The organism is Streptomyces sp. NPDC002680, from assembly GCF_042889145.1.
Classification (GTDB): Bacteria; Actinomycetota; Actinomycetes; order Streptomycetales; family Streptomycetaceae; genus Streptomyces; species Streptomyces adonidis.
Genome location: NZ_JBIAQP010000012.1, coordinates 233,862 through 250,470 on the forward strand (window position 1 = coordinate 233,862; position 16,609 = coordinate 250,470).

15 protein-coding genes are annotated in these 16,609 nt (G+C 69.6%); 12 read left to right on the plus strand and 3 right to left on the minus strand.

Features of this window, described 5'->3' with window-relative positions:
* The first annotated feature begins 13 nt into the window (after nt 1-13).
* The 3 genes from ACFYXF_RS30445 (at nt 14) to ACFYXF_RS30455 (ending at nt 4,493) form a co-directional block, all read left to right on the plus strand.
* Complete coding sequence (locus tag ACFYXF_RS30445) at nt 14-994, plus strand: FAD binding domain-containing protein (RefSeq protein ID WP_389354338.1); 981 nt, start codon at nt 14-16, stop codon at nt 992-994.
* Entirely contained in the window at nt 991-3,177 is a 2,187-nt protein-coding gene (locus ACFYXF_RS30450; protein WP_389354340.1) for a xanthine dehydrogenase family protein molybdopterin-binding subunit, read from the plus strand. The genes ACFYXF_RS30445 and ACFYXF_RS30450 overlap by 4 nt, the downstream gene beginning before the upstream one ends.
* Before the next feature lie 152 nt (nt 3,178-3,329).
* A complete protein-coding gene (locus ACFYXF_RS30455) occupies nt 3,330-4,493 on the plus strand; it encodes an XdhC family protein (RefSeq protein ID WP_389354342.1) in 1,164 nt (387 codons plus the stop codon).
* Nucleotides 4,494-4,696: 203 nt separating this feature from the next.
* On the opposite strand, the gene ACFYXF_RS30460 is transcribed toward ACFYXF_RS30455, so the two are convergent.
* The gene (locus tag ACFYXF_RS30460) at nt 4,697-5,152 is read right to left on the minus strand and encodes a MarR family winged helix-turn-helix transcriptional regulator (protein ID WP_389354344.1); all 456 of its coding nucleotides are present in this window, start codon (nt 5,150-5,152) and stop codon (nt 4,697-4,699) included.
* Between the two features lie 146 nt (nt 5,153-5,298).
* On the minus strand, nt 5,299-5,754 hold the full coding sequence (locus tag ACFYXF_RS30465; RefSeq protein WP_389354346.1) for a MarR family winged helix-turn-helix transcriptional regulator: 456 nt from the start codon (nt 5,752-5,754) through the stop codon (nt 5,299-5,301).
* A gap of 72 nt (nt 5,755-5,826) precedes the next feature.
* On the opposite strand from ACFYXF_RS30465, the gene ACFYXF_RS30470 reads away from it, so the two are divergent.
* From ACFYXF_RS30470 to ACFYXF_RS30495, 6 genes are all read left to right on the plus strand, one after another.
* The gene (locus tag ACFYXF_RS30470) at nt 5,827-6,642 is read left to right on the plus strand and encodes an SDR family NAD(P)-dependent oxidoreductase (protein WP_389354348.1); all 816 of its coding nucleotides are present in this window, start codon (nt 5,827-5,829) and stop codon (nt 6,640-6,642) included.
* 796 nt (nt 6,643-7,438) lie between these two features.
* Nucleotides 7,439-8,974 (plus strand): aldehyde dehydrogenase family protein, encoded by a 1,536-nt coding sequence (locus ACFYXF_RS30475; protein ID WP_389354350.1) that lies wholly within the window; start codon nt 7,439-7,441, stop codon nt 8,972-8,974.
* A gap of 359 nt (nt 8,975-9,333) precedes the next feature.
* On the plus strand, nt 9,334-10,416 hold the full coding sequence (locus tag ACFYXF_RS30480; RefSeq protein WP_389354352.1) for an amidohydrolase family protein: 1,083 nt from the start codon (nt 9,334-9,336) through the stop codon (nt 10,414-10,416).
* 62 nt (nt 10,417-10,478) lie between these two features.
* Nucleotides 10,479-11,048: an alcohol dehydrogenase catalytic domain-containing protein gene (locus ACFYXF_RS30485; protein WP_389354354.1), complete on the plus strand. Its 570-nt coding sequence runs from the start codon at nt 10,479-10,481 to the stop codon at nt 11,046-11,048.
* On the plus strand, nt 10,940-11,398 hold the full coding sequence (locus ACFYXF_RS30490) for a zinc-binding dehydrogenase (protein ID WP_389354356.1): 459 nt from the start codon (nt 10,940-10,942) through the stop codon (nt 11,396-11,398). Before ACFYXF_RS30485 ends, ACFYXF_RS30490 begins: the two co-directional genes overlap by 109 nt.
* Before the next feature lie 82 nt (nt 11,399-11,480).
* Complete coding sequence (locus ACFYXF_RS30495; RefSeq protein WP_389354358.1) at nt 11,481-12,971, plus strand: aldehyde dehydrogenase family protein; 1,491 nt, start codon at nt 11,481-11,483, stop codon at nt 12,969-12,971.
* A 106-nt stretch (nt 12,972-13,077) separates the two neighbouring features.
* Here the strand turns inward: ACFYXF_RS30495 and ACFYXF_RS30500 are convergent, their stop codons facing one another.
* The gene (locus ACFYXF_RS30500; protein ID WP_389354360.1) at nt 13,078-13,851 is read right to left on the minus strand and encodes an IclR family transcriptional regulator; all 774 of its coding nucleotides are present in this window, start codon (nt 13,849-13,851) and stop codon (nt 13,078-13,080) included.
* A 119-nt stretch (nt 13,852-13,970) separates the two neighbouring features.
* On the opposite strand from ACFYXF_RS30500, the gene ACFYXF_RS30505 reads away from it, so the two are divergent.
* From ACFYXF_RS30505 to ACFYXF_RS30515, 3 genes are read left to right on the plus strand one after another with little or no spacing between them, the layout of a single operon-like run.
* Nucleotides 13,971-15,047, plus strand: a complete 1,077-nt coding sequence (locus ACFYXF_RS30505; protein ID WP_389354362.1) for a cupin domain-containing protein — start codon at nt 13,971-13,973, stop codon at nt 15,045-15,047.
* Nucleotides 15,044-15,874 (plus strand): fumarylacetoacetate hydrolase family protein, encoded by an 831-nt coding sequence (locus ACFYXF_RS30510; RefSeq protein WP_389354364.1) that lies wholly within the window; start codon nt 15,044-15,046, stop codon nt 15,872-15,874. Before ACFYXF_RS30505 ends, ACFYXF_RS30510 begins: the two co-directional genes overlap by 4 nt.
* Nucleotides 15,871-16,593: a maleylpyruvate isomerase family mycothiol-dependent enzyme gene (locus ACFYXF_RS30515; RefSeq protein ID WP_389354366.1), complete on the plus strand. Its 723-nt coding sequence runs from the start codon at nt 15,871-15,873 to the stop codon at nt 16,591-16,593. The genes ACFYXF_RS30510 and ACFYXF_RS30515 overlap by 4 nt, the downstream gene beginning before the upstream one ends.
* The last annotated feature ends 16 nt before the right edge of the window (nt 16,594-16,609 follow it).

Genomic DNA, 16,609 nt, shown 5'->3' on the forward strand with positions numbered 1-16,609 from the left:
GGACCGATCCCCCATGCATCCCTTCACCTTCACCAAGGCCGCAGACATGCGTGAGGCACTCAGCGCCGGTTGGCGCGGCGGGCGTTACATCGCCGGCGGCACCACGCTCGTCGACCTGATGCGGGAGACCGTCGAACGCCCCGGCTCGCTGGTCGACATCAGCACCCTGCCGCTGCGCGAAGTCACCGTCACCGAGCGCGGGGGCCTGCGCATCGGCGCGCTGGTCCGGATGGCCGAGGCCGCCGCCCACCCCAAGGTGCGTGTCCTGTACCCCGTCGTCTCCGAGGCGCTGGAGCTGAGCGCCTCGGCCCAGCTCCGGAACATGGCCACCATCGGCGGCAACATCATGCAGCGCACCCGCTGCGCCTACTTCCGTGACGTGAGCGCCGCCTGCAACAAGCGCGAGCCCGGCTCCGGGTGCGCCGCGCTGCACGGCTACAACCGAAGCCACGCGATCCTCGGCACCTCCGACCACTGCGTGGCCACGCATCCCTCCGACGTCGCCGTGGCCTTCGCGGCACTGGACGCGACCGTGCACCTGCTGGGCCCGGACGGGGAGCGCCGTGTCGCATTCGCCGACTTCCTGCTGCGGCCCGGCCTGACCCCGAACCGTGAACAGGCCCTACGCAAGGGTGAGTTGATCACCGCTGTGGAGATCCCGGCCCACGCCCGCCCACTGAAGTCCGGTTACCTGAAAGTGCGCGACCGGCAGTCCTACGAGTTCGCGCTCACCTCGGCCGCGGTCGCCCTGCACATCCGTGGCGGCGTCATCCGCGAGGCGAAGGTCGCCGCCGGCGGGGTGGGCACCGTGCCGTGGAAGCTGCCCGCCGTAGAGCGCCACCTCATCGGCGAACGCCCTTCCGACCGGCTGTGGGCCGAGGCCGCCGAGCATGCGGCCGACGGGGCCCACCCCCTCAGCCACAACGGCTTCAAGCCCGAGCTGCTCAAACGCACCGTCGAACGCCAGCTGCGCACCGTAGGAGGCACCGAATGAGCCAGCCGCAGGCAGCTGTCGGTGCGGCTGTGCCCCGGGTCGACGCACGGCTGAGGGTGACCGGGCAAGCGAAGTACGCCGCCGACAACAGTCCCGACGGGGTCGTGCACGCGGTCATCGTGGAAAGCAGCATCGGTCGGGGCCGGATCACCGGCATCGACACCCGCGCCGCCGAAGCCGAGCCAGGCGTACTGAAGGTGATCAGCCACCTCAACGCGCCCAAGCTGCCGCCCGTGGAAGGGCGGTTCCCGCCGGGGAAGCCGCTGCGCGCCTTTCAGGACGACCGGGTCCAGTTCTTCGGTCAGCCCGTCGCGGTCGCGGTGGCCACCACGCTGGAGACCGCGCAGCACGCCGCGAGCCTGGTGAAGGTCTCCTACGACGCGGAGACCTCCTCGACCGACATCAGCGTCGCCGACGCCGCCGGCGAAACCCAGACCTATGCGCGCGGCGACGCCGACCGGGCCCTGGACTCCGCCCCCGTCCGGCTGGAGACGACATACCGGACGGCCCGCAACCACCACAACCCGATGGAACCGGCCGGCATCGTCGCCCACTGGGACGGCGACCGGCTGACCGTCTGGGAGAAGACCCAGTACGTGCAGGGCGCCGTGTTCACCTTGTCCGGCGAGTTCGGCATCCCTCCGGGCAACATCCGCGTCATCTCGCCGTTCGTCGGCGGAGCCTTCGGCAACGCCGCCCGCACCTGGGTGCACTCCGTCATCGCGGCCATGGCCGCACGCGAAGTGAAACGCCCCGTGAAACTCGTCCTCACGCGCAGGCAGATGTACTTCACCGTGGGATTCCGGCCCGCATACGAGTACGGACTGCGACTGGGCGCCGACCGAGGGGGCCGTCTGACCGCGTCGACGCACGACGTCCGCGCCGAGTCCTCCCGCTACGAGACCTACAGCGAAAGCGTTCTCGTCCCCGGCCGGATGCTCTACAGCACGCCCAACGTCCGCCAGGCGTACGACCACGTCCCGCTGGACGTGAGCACGCCGTGGTTCATGCGCGGCCCCGGCTACGCCAGCGGCGCCTACCCCGTCGAGTCGGCCATGGACGAACTCGCCCATGAACTGGGTGTGGACCCGATCGAGCTCCGCCTGCGCAACGAACCGGCCGACGACGAGTCCAGCGGCCTGCCGTTCTCCACACGCCGCCTGCGCGAGTGCTACCGCACGGGCGCCCGTGAGTTCGGCTGGCACCGGCGCAACCCCAAGCCCCGCTCGACGCGTGACGGTGACTGGCTCATCGGCATGGGCATGGCCGCCGGTGTCTACGACACCGCGCGCAGCCAGGCCCAGGCCTCGGTCCGGCTCGACGCCGACGGCACCGCCCTGGTGCAGTCCTCGACCAGCGACATGGGCCCCGGTACGGCCACGTCCATGTCTCAGGTCGCTGCCGACGCACTCGGCCTGACCATGCGCCAGGTGACCTTCAGGCTCGGGGACTCCCTCATGCCGCCGGCCCCCGTCCACGCAGGCTCGATGACCATGGCCAGTGTCGGATCCGCTGTTCAGGACGGTTGCGACAAGCTGCGCAAGCAGGCGATCACGCTCGCGGTCGATGACGAGGGATCACCGCTGTACGGCGCCGACGCGGCCGGCATCGTCGTACGAGGCGGTCGGTTGTACGTGAAGGACGACCCCGCGCGCGGGGAGACCTACCAGCGGCTCCTGGCCCGCAACGACCGGACCCATCTCGAAGTGCTCGGTTCGTACGCCGGGGCGCCGGAACCGGAGAGGTTCTCTCTCTATGCCTACTCCGCGATCTTCGCCGAGGTGGCCGTCGACGCCCGCCTCGGCCTGGTACGGGTGCGGCGCATGCTCGGTGTCTACGACGCCGCCCGCATCGTCAACCCGAGACTCGCCGACAGCCAGGCCATCGGAGCCATGACCGGCGGGATCGGTCAGGCCCTCCTTGAGCACACGGTCACGGACCACCGCGACGGCCGGATCGTCAACGCGAACTTCGCCGACTACCTCGTGCCGAGCCACGCCGACATTCATGACCTGAAGGCGATCTTCATCGACGGGGAGGACTACGAGGCCGACCCCATCGGCGTCAAGGGGCTCGGTGAGATCGTCATCGTCGGAGTGGCGCCCGCCATCGCCAACGCGGTGTTCAACGCCACCGGCCGCCGCATCCGCGAACTGCCCATCACCGCCGAAGCACTGCTCTGAGCCCCCGGGTGGCCGGTGTACCCCATGCCCGGCCACCCGGGCCGTCCGGCGGCTCGTGACATCACACCGCCGGACAGCAGGGCCGTCGTCGCGGTTTCCTCCCCTGGGGCGCGGCGACGGCCCATTGACCCCCACCTCACGGAAAGCCCCCCATGCTGAACATCAGGGACACACTGCACGGCTGGTGCCACGAGGGCCGGCCTTTTGCCCTCGCCACTGTCATCGGCGTCAGAGGAAGCGCACCCCTGCCGGTCGGCACCGCACTGGCCGTGGACGCCGACGGCAACGCGGTCGGTGGCATCTCCGGCGGCTGCGTCGAGGCAGCGGTGTACGAACTCGGCCGCCAGGTGCTGGCCGACCGCGCTGCCCCCGCACGCGTTGCCTTCGGGTACTCCGACTCGGATGCCTTCGCCGCCGGCCTGACCTGCGGCGGAGAGATAGACATCCTGGTACAGCGCGTGGAGCCCGGCGCCCAACCCCAACTCGCCGCCGCCCTCGATGCCGTGACCGCCGGACGTCCGTCGGCCGTGGCCCACGTCGTGGACGGTCCCGGTGAGCTCGTCGGTCGTACGCTCCATGTCCCCGACGAGGGGGCCCACGAGGGCACGCTCGGCGACGAGAGCGAGGACCGGGCGGTCGTGGCGCATGCGCGTGCGCTCCTGCGGGCGGGCCGTACCGCCTTGATCGAGGTCGATGGCGGTGGGGGAGAAGCAGAGAACTCGGACGACGGCACCTGCCTGCGCAAGCTCACCGTCCTCGTCCACGTCCAGGCGTCCCGCCCACGCATGCTGATCTTCGGTGCCGTCGACTTCACCGCCGCCCTGAGCCGGGCGGGGAGCTTCCTCGGCTACCGGGTGACCGTCTGCGACGCCCGCCCGGTCTTCGCTACCCCCGCACGCTTCCCCCACGCCGACGAGGTCGTCAGCGACTGGCCCCACCGCTACCTCGTGGACACCGAGATCGACGCCCGCACCGCCGTCTGCGTCCTCACCCACGACGCCAAGTTCGACATTCCCCTGCTGAGCCTGGCACTGACCCTTCCGGTCGGCTACGTCGGCGCCATGGGCTCCCGACGCACCCACGAGCACCGCGTCGGCCTGCTTCGGGAAGCCGGCGTCTCACAGGACCAACTGGCGCGTCTGCACTCACCGATCGGCCTGGACATCGGCGCCCGCACTCCCGAGGAGACAGCGATCTCCATCACGTCGGAGATCATCGCCCACACCAACCGCGCCACGGGCCGGCCCCTGTCGGACGGCGTCGGCCCCATCCACCTTCCCGTGCTGCCTCTGCCCGGCCTGGCGACGGCGCCGTGACCCCCGCCCAGACGCCGTCCGACAGCCGCAGGGCACCCGGCGCACCGAGCGGTGTGCGAACGGTCACTCGCCGGGGTGGGCGTGGCCGGTCCGGTAGGCGATCACGACGAGTTGGGCGCGGTCGTGGACGTGGAGCTTGGCCATGCCGCGGTTCACGTGTGTCCTGGCGGTCGGGGGGATCGATGGTGGGCAGGCCCACCGGCTCATGCCTCCCGGACCACGTCGGCCACCTCGTCGAGCAGAGTCCTCAGTTGTGCGGCCTTCTTGGGGCCCAGCTTCTCGGCGATCTGCTGTTCGATCCCCATGATCACGGCATCGGCATCGCGCAGGGAGTCACGGCCCCCGTCAGTGAGGTGCAGCTCCTGCACATGGCGGTGGCGCGGATGCGGTCGGCGTTCCAGTTGGCCCCGCTCCTCCAGGCGGGCCACCTGGGAGGCCACCGCTTGCGGGGTGACGTTCAGGCGGCGGGCCAGTTCCGCACCGGTCAGGCCGGGATCGCCGTGGACGGAGATCAGCAGTGTGTACTGCGCTGCCGCGATACCCAGCGGTCGTAGCCGTTGATCCTTTCGGGCCTGAACTGCCCACTCCGCCCGCCGCAGCGCCCACGTCACCCGGCCCTGGGTGTTGGCGGCGATCGGCCGCTCGTCATCATGTGTCACGCCGCGAGAATACGACACCTGGGCTTGCATAAAACAGCTGATATCAATCAACTGGCTGAAGGTGAGGAGCTTTCTGTGGCTCCCCAGGCGGGGCGCCAGGGAGGCCACCCCTCACGGGGTGGCTGTCGGCCGACGGGACCTCGGTGTCAGTCCTCGCGAATCGTCTCGGTCACCCGGTTGAGCAGCGCCCGCAGCTGCGCGGTCTCCTTCGGGCCGAGAGCGTCGGTGACCTGCAGCTCGATGCCGGCGATCACTTTGTCGGCGGCGCTCAGCGATTTCCGTCCGGCGTCGGTGAGATGCAGTTCCTGTACATGCCGGTGGCGCGGGTGCTCGCGCCTCTCCAGCTGGCCGCGGCTTTCCAGGCGTGCCACCAGTGAGGCGATGGCCTGGGGGGTCACGTTGAGGCGGCGGGCCAACTCGGCGCCGGTCAGTCCAGGTTCGTCGTGCACCGAGATCAGGAGCGTGTAGTGCGCCGCCACCAAGCCCAGCGGGCGCAGCCGCTGTTCCTTGAGGGACTGCACAGCCAGCTCCGCGCGGCGCAAGGCCCAGGTCACCCGGTCGAGCGCATTGAGCCCGACGGGCTCCTCGTTGTTTCGTATCACAGGAGCAGGATACGACACTTCACGTGCATCAAGCGTTTGACAGTAGAACAGCGTTTGAAGAACACTAATCCCATGACTCGCACCAATGCACTGATTACGGGCGCCTCCTCCGGCATCGGCGCCGCCTACGCCCGTCTCCTGTCGGACGACCACGACCTCGTCCTGGTCGCGCGACGTGCCGACCGGCTCGGCGAGCTCGCCGACGAACTCCGCGCCCGTGGAGCGGCCGTCGAGGTACTGCCCGCCGACCTCGCGACCCAGGACGGCATCGCCGCAGTCACCACCCGGCTGGCCGTCGGCGATGTACGCATGCTGATCAGCAACGCCGGTGCCGGCGGCTACGCTCCGCTCACCGATGTCGACCCGGCCGAAATCCAGAGCCTTCTCACCCTCAACGCGGTCGCCCCCGTCCTGCTGGTCCGCGCCGCGCTTCCCGGAATGCTCGCGGCAGGGGAAGGGAGCGTCGTCGCCGTCGCGTCGCTGCTCGCCTTCAGCGCGGGCAGCACCCTCGCCCGTCGAACGGACGGCACGCCCCCGCAAGCACCCCGGCGTACCCTCTATGTCGCTGCGAAGGCCGCCACCGTGGGATTCACGCGCACGCTCGCGGGCGAACTCGCCGACACGCCGGTCCGTGTCCAGGTGGTGTGCCCCAGCATCGTGGCAACGGAGTGGAACGGTGGTGTCTCGCGCGGCAACCCACGGGCCATGCTGCCTGAGGATGTGGCCTCGGCCAGCCTGGCCGGCCTGCGCCTCGGCGAGACCGTCTGTGTCCCTGGCCTGGAGGACCAGGACTCCGCACTGGACGCGCTGCTCGCTGCGGAGGCCGGTGTGATGGGGGGCGGCTTCCGGTCCGCCCTCGCGACTCGCTACACGGATCAGCGAGCTTAGGCCAGGCTCAGGCCGGCGACGGCCGGCGGGCAGGTGATGGATCTCCTGTCGTCTGCCCGCCCGTCCGGACCCGGCTGTCGGCCTGTGGCCGACGGGGTGGCAGGCCGGGTGACTGTGACAGTCGGGCGAGGCCGAGGGGCGGCCGCTCTAGGCTTTAAGTCAAGACAGGCTACAAACCTTTGCTCGTTTACTTCCATGTTATTGACCAGTTTCTGTTCCGCAACTAACTTGGCTATCGTTCAAGAGAGACGCGATGGGCGGGCCCACCGCGCTCAAGGGTGGACCGGGCCGGCAACGGCTCCTTCGCTCTCGCGCTGATGCCTGCCCGGCAAGCGGCCATCGGCTCGGCCGCCCGCCGACAGTCGGCCCCGTTCCCGTTGACCCACAAGCCTCTGCTCACGGTCCTCGACGGCCATCCGCATGCCCGGGCCCTCTCGGCCGCTGTCGATCGTGTGCCTGTTTCGTCCCTTGGTGTGGACCGACTCGGGCGGTCCGGTTCCATCGAGGACGTCTATCGCCACCACGGGCTCGATATGGACAGCCTCGTCCGTGCCGCCCTCGATCCGAACGGCAGAGATACAAGAATCTTGTTGACTATCAAATGCTTGACACTGACCCAGTGGTTGATAATCTTGGACTTGCGACGGCCCTTGGGTCATCGCTGAAGGTCATTCACGTCGGCGCGCGCCCGCTCTCACACAGCGCCTCTTCGCCGCGCCGAACACCGCGTCCACCACCCCGGCGCTCTCAGGGTGCAGTCCGGGTGCTGGAGGTCGTAACAAAGTGGGAGAAAACCGTGAGCAACAACAATCCGACGAGCACGCGTGATGGAGTCATCGGACAGGACGGCAGTGAGGTCATCACCGTCGATCAGGCCACCGGAACCGAGTTCGCGCGATACCCCGTGGCGGGGAAGAAGGAGGCGGCTACGGCCGTCGCTGACGCCCGCTCGGTCGCTGCGGCCTGGTGGGACCTCGGATTCGAGGGCCGCGCGGAGCGGCTGCGTGCCTGGCGGCGGGAGATAGCCGTCAGTGGTGAGGAGGGCGCCTCGCTCATTCACACCGAGAACGGCAAGCCCCTCGACGACGCCCGCGTGGAGGTGCTCGGGATTCTGGAGTACGTGCAGTACGCCATCGAGAACGCCGAGCGTGTACTGGGACGCCGGGAGGTCGCCGGCAGCCGTACCGTGCCCAATCAGCGTGCGTGGGTCGAATACCAGCCGTACGGCGTCGTCGGTGTCATCGGTCCGTGGAACTTCCCCCTGCTCACCCCCGGGGCCATCCTGATCGAGGCGATCGCGGCCGGCAACGCCGCGATCCTCAAGCCCAGCCAGATCACGCCCGGCGTCGGGGAGTGGCTCGTCCGGACCTGGCAGCGGGCCGTGCCGGACCTTCCCTCCGTCCTGCAGAGCCTGAACGGGTTCGGGGCCACGGGCGGGGCGCTCATCGAGGCCGGTCTGAACAAGCTCGCCTTCACCGGCAGCGTCACCACGGGCAAGACCGTGGCCGCCCAGTGCGCACAGTCCCTGACCCCCGTTCTGCTGGAACTGGGAGGCAAGGACGGCGTCGTCGTGGCCGAGGACGCCGACCTGGACGAAGCCGCCAAGCACGTCGTGTGGGGCGCCATGCAGAACACCGGACACGGCTGCATCAGTCTCGAAGTGGCCTACGTCGTCGAGTCGGTTCACGACGAGTTCGTCGAGAAGGTCAGCGAGCTTGCCAAGCAGGTCCGCGTCGGCAGCGGCGAGGACGCGGAGATCGGGCCGGTTCCTCTGCCCACCCAGATCCCGATCATCCGGGAGCACATCCGGGACGCCCTCGAACGCGGTGCGACAGCCACCGTAGGCGGCCTCGACGCGGTGGGTGACCGCTATGTCACCCCCACCGTCCTCGTCGGCGTGACCCCCGACTCCCTCGCGGTGACGGAAGAGACGTTCGGTCCGACACTGGCCGTCGTCAAGGTCGCCGACACCGAAGAGGCCATCGCCCACATCAACGCCAGCCGGTACGGACTGGGCAGTGCCGTCTTCAGCCGCGACCGCGGCGAAGCCATCGCCCGCCGGCTCCGCGTCGGAATGACCAGCGTCAACGACGCACTGGTGTTCTCCATGAACCCCGCGGTGCCCTTCGGCGGTCGCGGCGACAGCGGTTACGGGCGCAAACAGGGCGAGGAAGGGCTCCGGGAGTTCGCCTACCCGCACTCCTTCACCGCCAAGACCGGCCCCGCTCAGTTCTCGGCCAGCACCTTCGGCAGGCCTGCGGGCGCGATCGAGGGAGCTCTCGCCGGCGTGCGCGACAGGATCCTGGCCGAGGCCGACAAGAAGACCGCCTGACCAACCGGCGGCCAGACGCGCACCGTCCGGTCCGGCATCCCCGCGTCACCAGACCGGTCGCTGACCAAGTCGGCGCCGGGTCCGAGAGGGCGGCGCCCGCCTCGGACCCGGTCGCCGGACACGGCCCGTCGACGGCGCGAGCCGATCACAACAGCCGATGCCCCACTGGGGAACGACGCGCACCTTCGCGGAGCGCGACATCGATTGGCACGTCCCGACAACCACCGCGCCACCATCGAGGGAGAGCGGACATGTCCGACGAACGTCCTTTCCAAGCTGTGACTCCACCCGCCGACCCCCCGGCCGCAGCCACCCGGCGAAGATTCCTCGCCGCGACCGCCGCTGCCGGAGGAGCCGCCGTGGCCGGCGGTCTGCTCGCGGGACAACCCGCCCTCGCCGCCGAGACAGCGTCTGGCAGCCGTGCCTCCACGACGGTCGGCGGCTCGAAAGACCATCGGAACGCCAAAAAGGAGAAGAAGATGCGCATCATAGCTGTGGAAGAAGCGTTCGCCATTCCCGGAGCCATCCGGCAGGAGGCCGCGATCCGTCAGCGCATGGACGTGCCGGACGCGATCAAGCAGGAGTGGTTCCGGCGCCTGGACGACATGACCGAGCTGCGGCTCGCGGACATGGACGCCAACGGCGTCGACATGCAGGTCCTCTCGTATGCCACGCCGGGTCTGGAAGTGATCGAGGATCCGGCGGAGGCGGTGGCCGTGGCGCGGCGGGTCAACGACTATCTGGCCAAGGCGGTCGCCAGTCATCCGAAGCGGTTCGCGGGCTTCGCTGTCCTTCCGCTGCAGGATCCGAAGGCCGCGGTTGTGGAGCTGCGACGGGCGGTGAAGGAGCTCGGGCTCAAGGGCGTGCTGTACAACGACCATGTGCGGAGGCACTACCTGGACGAGCCGCAGTTCAGGCCGGTATGGGCCGAGCTGGAGCGCCTCGGAGTGACCCTGTATCTGCATCCGGCTGTCATTCCGGCCGACAACTGGCATGTCTTCGACGGGTACCCCGCGCTGGTCGGGCCGTCCTGGGGCTGGACCGCGACGGTGGGTGCCCATGCGCTCCGGCTGATCTACGGCGGAGTGTTCGACGAGTTCCCGGGCGCGTCGGTGACATTGGGACACATGGGCGAGCTGCTGCCCTTCCAGATGGCCCGGCTCGACAGCCGTTACACCCAAGTGCCGGTTGAGCAGAGGGTGCGGCACCTGCCCTCGTACTACCTGCGCAACAACGTGTACGCCACCACCAGCGGAGTCATGTCCCATGCCGCGCTGCTGGGAGCCGTCCATGCCGTCGGTGTCGACCGGGTGCTGTTCTCCATCGACTACCCGTTCGAGTCCAGCGCCGAGGCGGTGGCGTTCCTGCGTTCCGCACCGTACGCGCCGGCCGACCTCGCGCGCATCGCGCATGGCAATGCCGAACGCATTCTGGGGCTGTGAACGACCGACCGTCCGCGCGGTCCCGCAGTCCCTTCACCCGCGGTGCGACCTGAGGAGCCACGATGCCAAAAGCAGTGCGATTCGCCGAGTACGGCGGCATCGACGTACTGAACGTGGTCGACGTCGAACGGACCGGGCCCGGTGAACGCCAGATCCTCGTCAAGGTGTTGGCGGCCGGGATCAACCCGGGCGAGGCGGCGATCCGGCAGGGGTTCCTGCACGACAGGTTTCCAGCGACGTTTCCGTCGGGGCAGGGCAGCGACCTCGCCGGGATTGTCGAGGAACTCGGCGCGGGAGCCACCGGATTCGCCGTCGGTGACGAAGTGATCGGCTTCACCCGCAAGCGGGCCAGCCACGCCGAGTACGCGATCGTCGACGAGGACGACCTCATCCCACGACCGGAGGCCGTCCCATGGGACCAGGCAGGCGCGCTCCTCGTCGCCGGGACCACGGCGTACGCGGCGGTACACGCCGTCGGGGTCAAGCGTGGCGAGACCGTCGTCGTCTCCGGTGCCGCGGTGGAGTGGGCTCTCTCGTCGTCCAACTCGCCCGACACGCCGGAGCCACCGTCATCGGCCTGGCGAGCGAGCCCCACCACGCATGGCTGGCCCGGCACGGAGCGATCCCACTGACCTACGGCGAGGATGTCGGCGACCGCATCCGCGCGGCGGCCGGCGGCCCGACCGACGCCTTCATCGACACCTTCGGCGCTCCGTACATCGAACTGGCCCTGGAACTCGGTGTACCCGGTGAACGGATCAACACGATCATCGACTTCCCCGGCGCGGCGAAGCACGGCACCAAGGCGGAGGGCAGCGCGGCGGCGGCAAGCGCCGACGTTCTGCGGTATCTCGCCACGCTGATCGCCGATGGGGATCTGGAGATCCCTGTCGCAGGCGTCCATCGGCTCGACGAAGTCCGAGAGGCCTTCCGAGAGCTGGAACGCCGACACACGAACGGCAAGATCGTTCTCAGGCCCTGACAGGCCGTCATCGACCGGCTGCCACCGCATCTTGCGAGCGAGCCGTCGACAAACCAGGCACACCCCTGAACGGAGCAAGGCCGTGGCCAAGTCGTCACAACCCGAGATCCGCACCCGGTGGTCGTCCAAGGACGCCGCCGATCAGTTCACCGTCGACAACCCCGCGACCGGCGCGCCACTGGCCGTCGTCCAAGGCGCCGGCGACAAGGAAGTCGACCAGGCCGTACAGGCGGCCTACGACGCGCACTTCTCCTGGAAGGCCCGCACCGCCCGCGAGCGCGGCAGTTGGCTGCGGAAGATCGCTCAGGCGATACGCGAGCACGCCGACGAGATCGCGACCCTGGAGTGCAGCGACAACGGCAAACCCCTGACCCAGGCGCGCAACGGGGACGTGAACGCGGCGATCGGGCTCTTCGAGTACTTCGCGAGTCTGTGCGATTCCATGCCCGGTCAGGTCAACGACGGCGGAAGCCTGCTGGACATCACGGTGCTCGAACCCTACGGCGTCATCGCCGCGATCGTGCCGTTCAACTGGCCTCCGATCCACACCGCCAGCAAGCTGGCCCCGGCGCTGGCCGTCGGCAACGCGGTGGTGATCAAGCCGCCGGAGCAGGCCCCGCTCTCAGCCATGCGCATGGTGGAGATCATCCAGTCCGTCCTGCCCGACGACGTGGTCCACATCCTTCCCGGCACCGGCCCGGTCGGGTCCCGGCTCGCCGGCCACCCGCTCGTCGGCAAGATCTCGTTCACCGGGTCGCCGACCACCGGCGTCTCGGTCATCAAGACCGCTGCCGACAACCTGACGCCGACCCTGATGGAGCTCGGCGGCAAGGACCCGTTCATCATCTTCGAGGACGCGGATCTCGACCTGGCGGTGCCGTGGGCGATCGAGGGCGGCCTCTACAACCAGGGCGAGGCCTGCACCTCTGCTTCCCGTGTCCTCGTACACGTCGACATCTACGACGAGGTCGCGCGCCGCTACGGCAACGCGGTGAAGCGGTTGCGCGTCGGCAACGGCATCGATCCCGGTACGCACATCGGGCCGATGGTGTCCGCCGCCCAGCGCAAGCGGGTGCTGGACTACATCGACACAGGTGTCCAGGAGGGTGCCACGATCGCGGCGCAGGCGCCGCTCCCCGACGACCCGGAGCTGGCGGGCGGCTACTACGTCGCGCCGACGCTGTTCACCGGTGTCCGCCCGGACATGCGCATCGCGCAGGAGGAGATCTTCGGCCCGGTCATCTCGATGATCCCGTTCCACGACGAGGACGAGGCCGTCAGGATCGCCAACGGCACCGAATTCGGCCTGGTCGCCGCGGTGTTCACGCCGGACTCCGAACGCGCGCTGCGGGTCAGCCGCGCCCTGCACACCGGGTTCGTCTTCGTGAACAACTACAACCGGAACTTCACGGGCACGCCGTTCGGCGGTGTCGGCGCGAGCGGCTACGGCCGGGAAACCTCGGCAGAGACCCTGCGCGAGTACGGCTACAGCAAGAACATCCGCCTGGTCTCCGGGCGGGGCGAGATGCCGCGCTGGGCGCCGTCCCTCGAAGTGACCGGACACGACAGGTGATCAACCCGGTCTTCGAGGCGGCGTAACCCGCCGCGAAGACGCGAGGACACGGCGTGCGGCACCTTTGAAACAGACGGTGCCGCACGCCGTCGCGCTGTCGCGCCGTTCACAGCCCCTGACCGATGTCCTGCACGGCTGCCAGCAAGGGTCGGGACAACGCTGCCAGGCTCGCGCGGGTGCACCGGACCGACGGAGCCGCGACCGCCACGGCGGCCACGGCGGTGCCCGTGCGATCACGCACACACGCACCGACGGCGTGCACGCCACGCTCGCTCTCCTGCAGGTTGATCGCGTAGCCGTCCCGTCGGACCGCCACCAGCTCGTTGAACAGGCGTTCCATATCGTGAGAGGCGTCGGACCGCTCCCCGGGGAGCCCGTTGGGGTAGAGGGCCCGGAGCCGGTCGGCCGGCAGTGCCGCGAGCATGGCCTTGCCGCCCGAGGTCACGTGGGCGGGCAGAAGTGTGCCGGTGCGGTAGCTGACCCGCAGCGCCTGTGGGCCCTCCACGCCGTCCAGGAAGCGGGCTCCGTTGCCATCGAGCACCATCAGGTGGGTCGTCTCACGGACGGCGTCCGCCAGCCGTTGCAGGTGAGGATGGGCCACGGTGATCAGGTCCGGGGGAGGGGCGGCCCGGCTTCCCCTGATCGCCTGCAGAGCCGGCCCCGGCCGGTACATCTTGTGGCGGTCCTGCACCGCGAATCCCTCGAAGACGAGCATCGCGAGGATGCGGTGAGCTGTCGAGCGCGCGACGCCGAGTCGGTCGGCGACGTCCATCACCCGCAGCTCGTCGAGCTCGTGCAGCAGCCGGACGACGCGCAGGGCGTTGCCCGCAGCGCTCACCGGATATGAGGGGCTGGGCGCAGCGCCCGCTGAATTCTCCATAGAGGAATTCTATTCTCCATGGATTCCTCTGAGGGGAAACGGCGGCGTAGCGTCAGGACCAGCGCTGAACGTTGCGCGTTTCTTCTGGCGGTCGCCGAACACAAGACCTGGAGGTCTCCGTGACCGATACCACCAGCGAACAGACCGAGCGCAAGCTGCTCGACGAGCTGTACGCGGACTTCGAGGACGCGGGCCTGATCCCGCTGTGGACGCAGGTGGACGGCCTCATGCCGATGTCGCCACAGCCCGCCGCGGTACCGCACCTGTGGCGGTGGACGGAGCTGCTGCCCATCGCGCAGCGCTCCGGAGAGCTCGTACCGGTGGGCCGTGGCGGCGAGCGCCGTGCCATGGCACTGTCCAACCCCGGCCTCCCGGGCCTTCCCTTCGCCACCCCGACCCTGTGGACCGCGATCCAGTACCTGGGCCCGCGCGAGATCGCCCCCTCGCACCGGCACAGCCAGGGAGCCTTCCGGTTCATTCTCGAAGGCGAGGGCGTGTGGACCAACGTCGACGGCGACGCGGTCGCGATGGGGCGGGGCGACCTGCTGCTCACGCCTAGCTGGGCCTTCCACGAGCATCAGAACGTCACCGACAAGCCGATGGCCTGGCTCGACGGACTCGACATCCCCCTCGTCTCCAAGCTGGACGCGGGCTTCTTCGAGTTCGGCCCCGACGAACTCTCCACCCGCGAAACCCCCGAACGCTCGCGCGGTGAGCGACTGTGGGGCCACCCCGGGCTGCGCCCGATCAGCCGGCCCGACCAGCCCAACTCCCCGCTGGGCGCCTACCGCTGGGAGCACACCGACGCCGCCCTGACCGCCCAGCTGGAGCTGGAGGACGAAGGCGTGGCCGGCGTGATCGAGCCCGGGCACGCCGGAGTCCGCTTCTCCAACCCCACCACCGGCCGGGACGCCCTGGTCACCATGCGCACCGAGATGCGCCGACTGCGGGCCGGTACACAGACCGCCTCCGTGCGTTCGGTCGGCTCCGCGGTCTGGCAGGTGTTCGAGGGTGAGGCGGTCGCCCGTGTCGGCGACAAGGTCTTCGAGATCGCCACGGGAGACCTGTTCGTCGTCCCGTCCTGGTGCGAGGTCTCACTGTCCGCCCGCACTCAGGTCGACCTGTTCCGTTTCAGCGACGAGCCCGTCTACGAAGCCCTGGGACTCGCCCGTACCTCCCGAGGAGAACACAAGTGAAGCTCGCCACCATCCGGGTCAACGGCACCACGCGCGCCGTCCGCGTCGACGAGGGCAAGGCGGTGGACCTCGGGGAGGCCGACCTGGTGGCCTTCCTGCGCCACGGCGACTGGGCGGCACGTGCCGCGGACGCCGACGGCGAAACGTACGAAGGCGCCCTTGACTACGCCCCCGTCGTCGTCGCGCCCGAGAAGGTCGTGTGTGTCGGCCTCAACTACCGCACCCACATTCTGGAGATGGGCCGCGAACTCCCCTCGCACCCCACGCTGTTCTCCAAGTTTGCGCGAGCACTGGTCGGTGCGTACGACGACGTCACCCTGCCCGCCGCGTCCACGCAGATGGACTGGGAGGCCGAGCTCGGCGTCGTCATCGGTGCCGAGGTCCGGCACGCGGACACGAAGCAGGCGCGGGCCGCGATCGCCGGGTACACCGTGCTGAACGACGTCACCGCCCGGGACTGGCAGTACCGGACCACCCAGTGGGACCAGGGCAAGACGTTCGAGGCCACCACGCCCATCGGACCGTGGCTGGTGACCGCCGATGACCCGGCGGTGTCCGCCCAGGGCCTGAGTCTGACCTGTGAGGTCGACGGCGACACGGTCCAGAAGGCCGACACCGGTGACCTCGTCTTCGACCCGGCGACGCTGGTCGCGTACCTGTCCGAGATCATCACGTTGGTGCCCGGCGACGTGATCGCCACCGGCACTCCGGGCGGAGTCGGCCACGCCCGCAAGCCCGCCCGCTATCTGCACGACGGTACGGCCCTCGTCACCCGGATCGAGGGGATCGGCGAGTGCCGCAACACCTGCCGCCGCGAGACACGGTGAGCGCACGCCCGGCAGCGACGCTGGAATGGGCGGCCAAGGGCACGGCGGCCTTCGAAGCCGCCGTGCACTGGCTGACCGACTCGGGGCTCACCAGGCCCTCGTACCTGCCGGGCTGGAGCAGGGCCCACGTCGTCGTCCATGTCGCGCGCAACGCCGACGCCCTCGTCAACCTGCTGACCTGGGCGCGGACAGGTGTCGAGACGCCCATGTACGCCGGCGGCAACCAGCGTGCGCGCGAGATCGAGGAAGGTGCCCGGCGGCCGGCCGAGGAACTGCGTGCCGACCTGCTCGCGGCCGACGCCCGTCTCGCCGGGGAACTCGCCGCTATGCCGGACGAGTGCTGGGAAGCGACCGTCCGCACCGCGCGAGGCCGTGAGGTACCCGTCTCCCAGGTGCCCTGGATGCGAGTGCGCGAGGTGTGGGTCCACACCGTCGACCTGAACATCACCACCTTCGACGATGTCCCGCACGACGTGTGCGCGGCGCTCGTCGACGACGTCGCCGACGCCTTCCGGGCCCGCCCGGACTGTCCCCCCGTAGAGCTACGGATCAAGGGTGACGTCCGTACCTGGACCCTGGGCGCGCCCGGCGGCGCGGAGCCGGTCGTGGTGAGCGGTGACCTGCCCAGCCTGGCCGCCTACGCGACCGGACGCCCTGTGCCCGGCCCTCTGTATCCCGTCGGCGGGGAATCCCCGCCGAAGCTGCCCGCGTGGCTGTGAGCGCGAAGGAAAGATG

Excerpts from the sequence above, each read along its gene's own strand:
- ACFYXF_RS30470 (WP_389354348.1), top strand. The coding sequence starts at position 5,827 with ATGACTCGCACCAATGCACTGATTACGGGCGCCTCCTCCGGCATCGGC.
- ACFYXF_RS30455 (WP_389354342.1), top strand. The coding sequence starts at position 3,330 with ATGCTGAACATCAGGGACACACTGCACGGCTGGTGCCACGAGGGCCGG.
- ACFYXF_RS30450 (WP_389354340.1), top strand. The coding sequence starts at position 991 with ATGAGCCAGCCGCAGGCAGCTGTCGGTGCGGCTGTGCCCCGGGTCGAC.
- ACFYXF_RS30445 (WP_389354338.1), top strand. The coding sequence starts at position 14 with ATGCATCCCTTCACCTTCACCAAGGCCGCAGACATGCGTGAGGCACTC.
- ACFYXF_RS30485 (WP_389354354.1), top strand. The coding sequence starts at position 10,479 with ATGCCAAAAGCAGTGCGATTCGCCGAGTACGGCGGCATCGACGTACTG.
- ACFYXF_RS30500 (WP_389354360.1), bottom strand. The coding sequence starts at position 13,851 with ATGGAGAATTCAGCGGGCGCTGCGCCCAGCCCCTCATATCCGGTGAGC.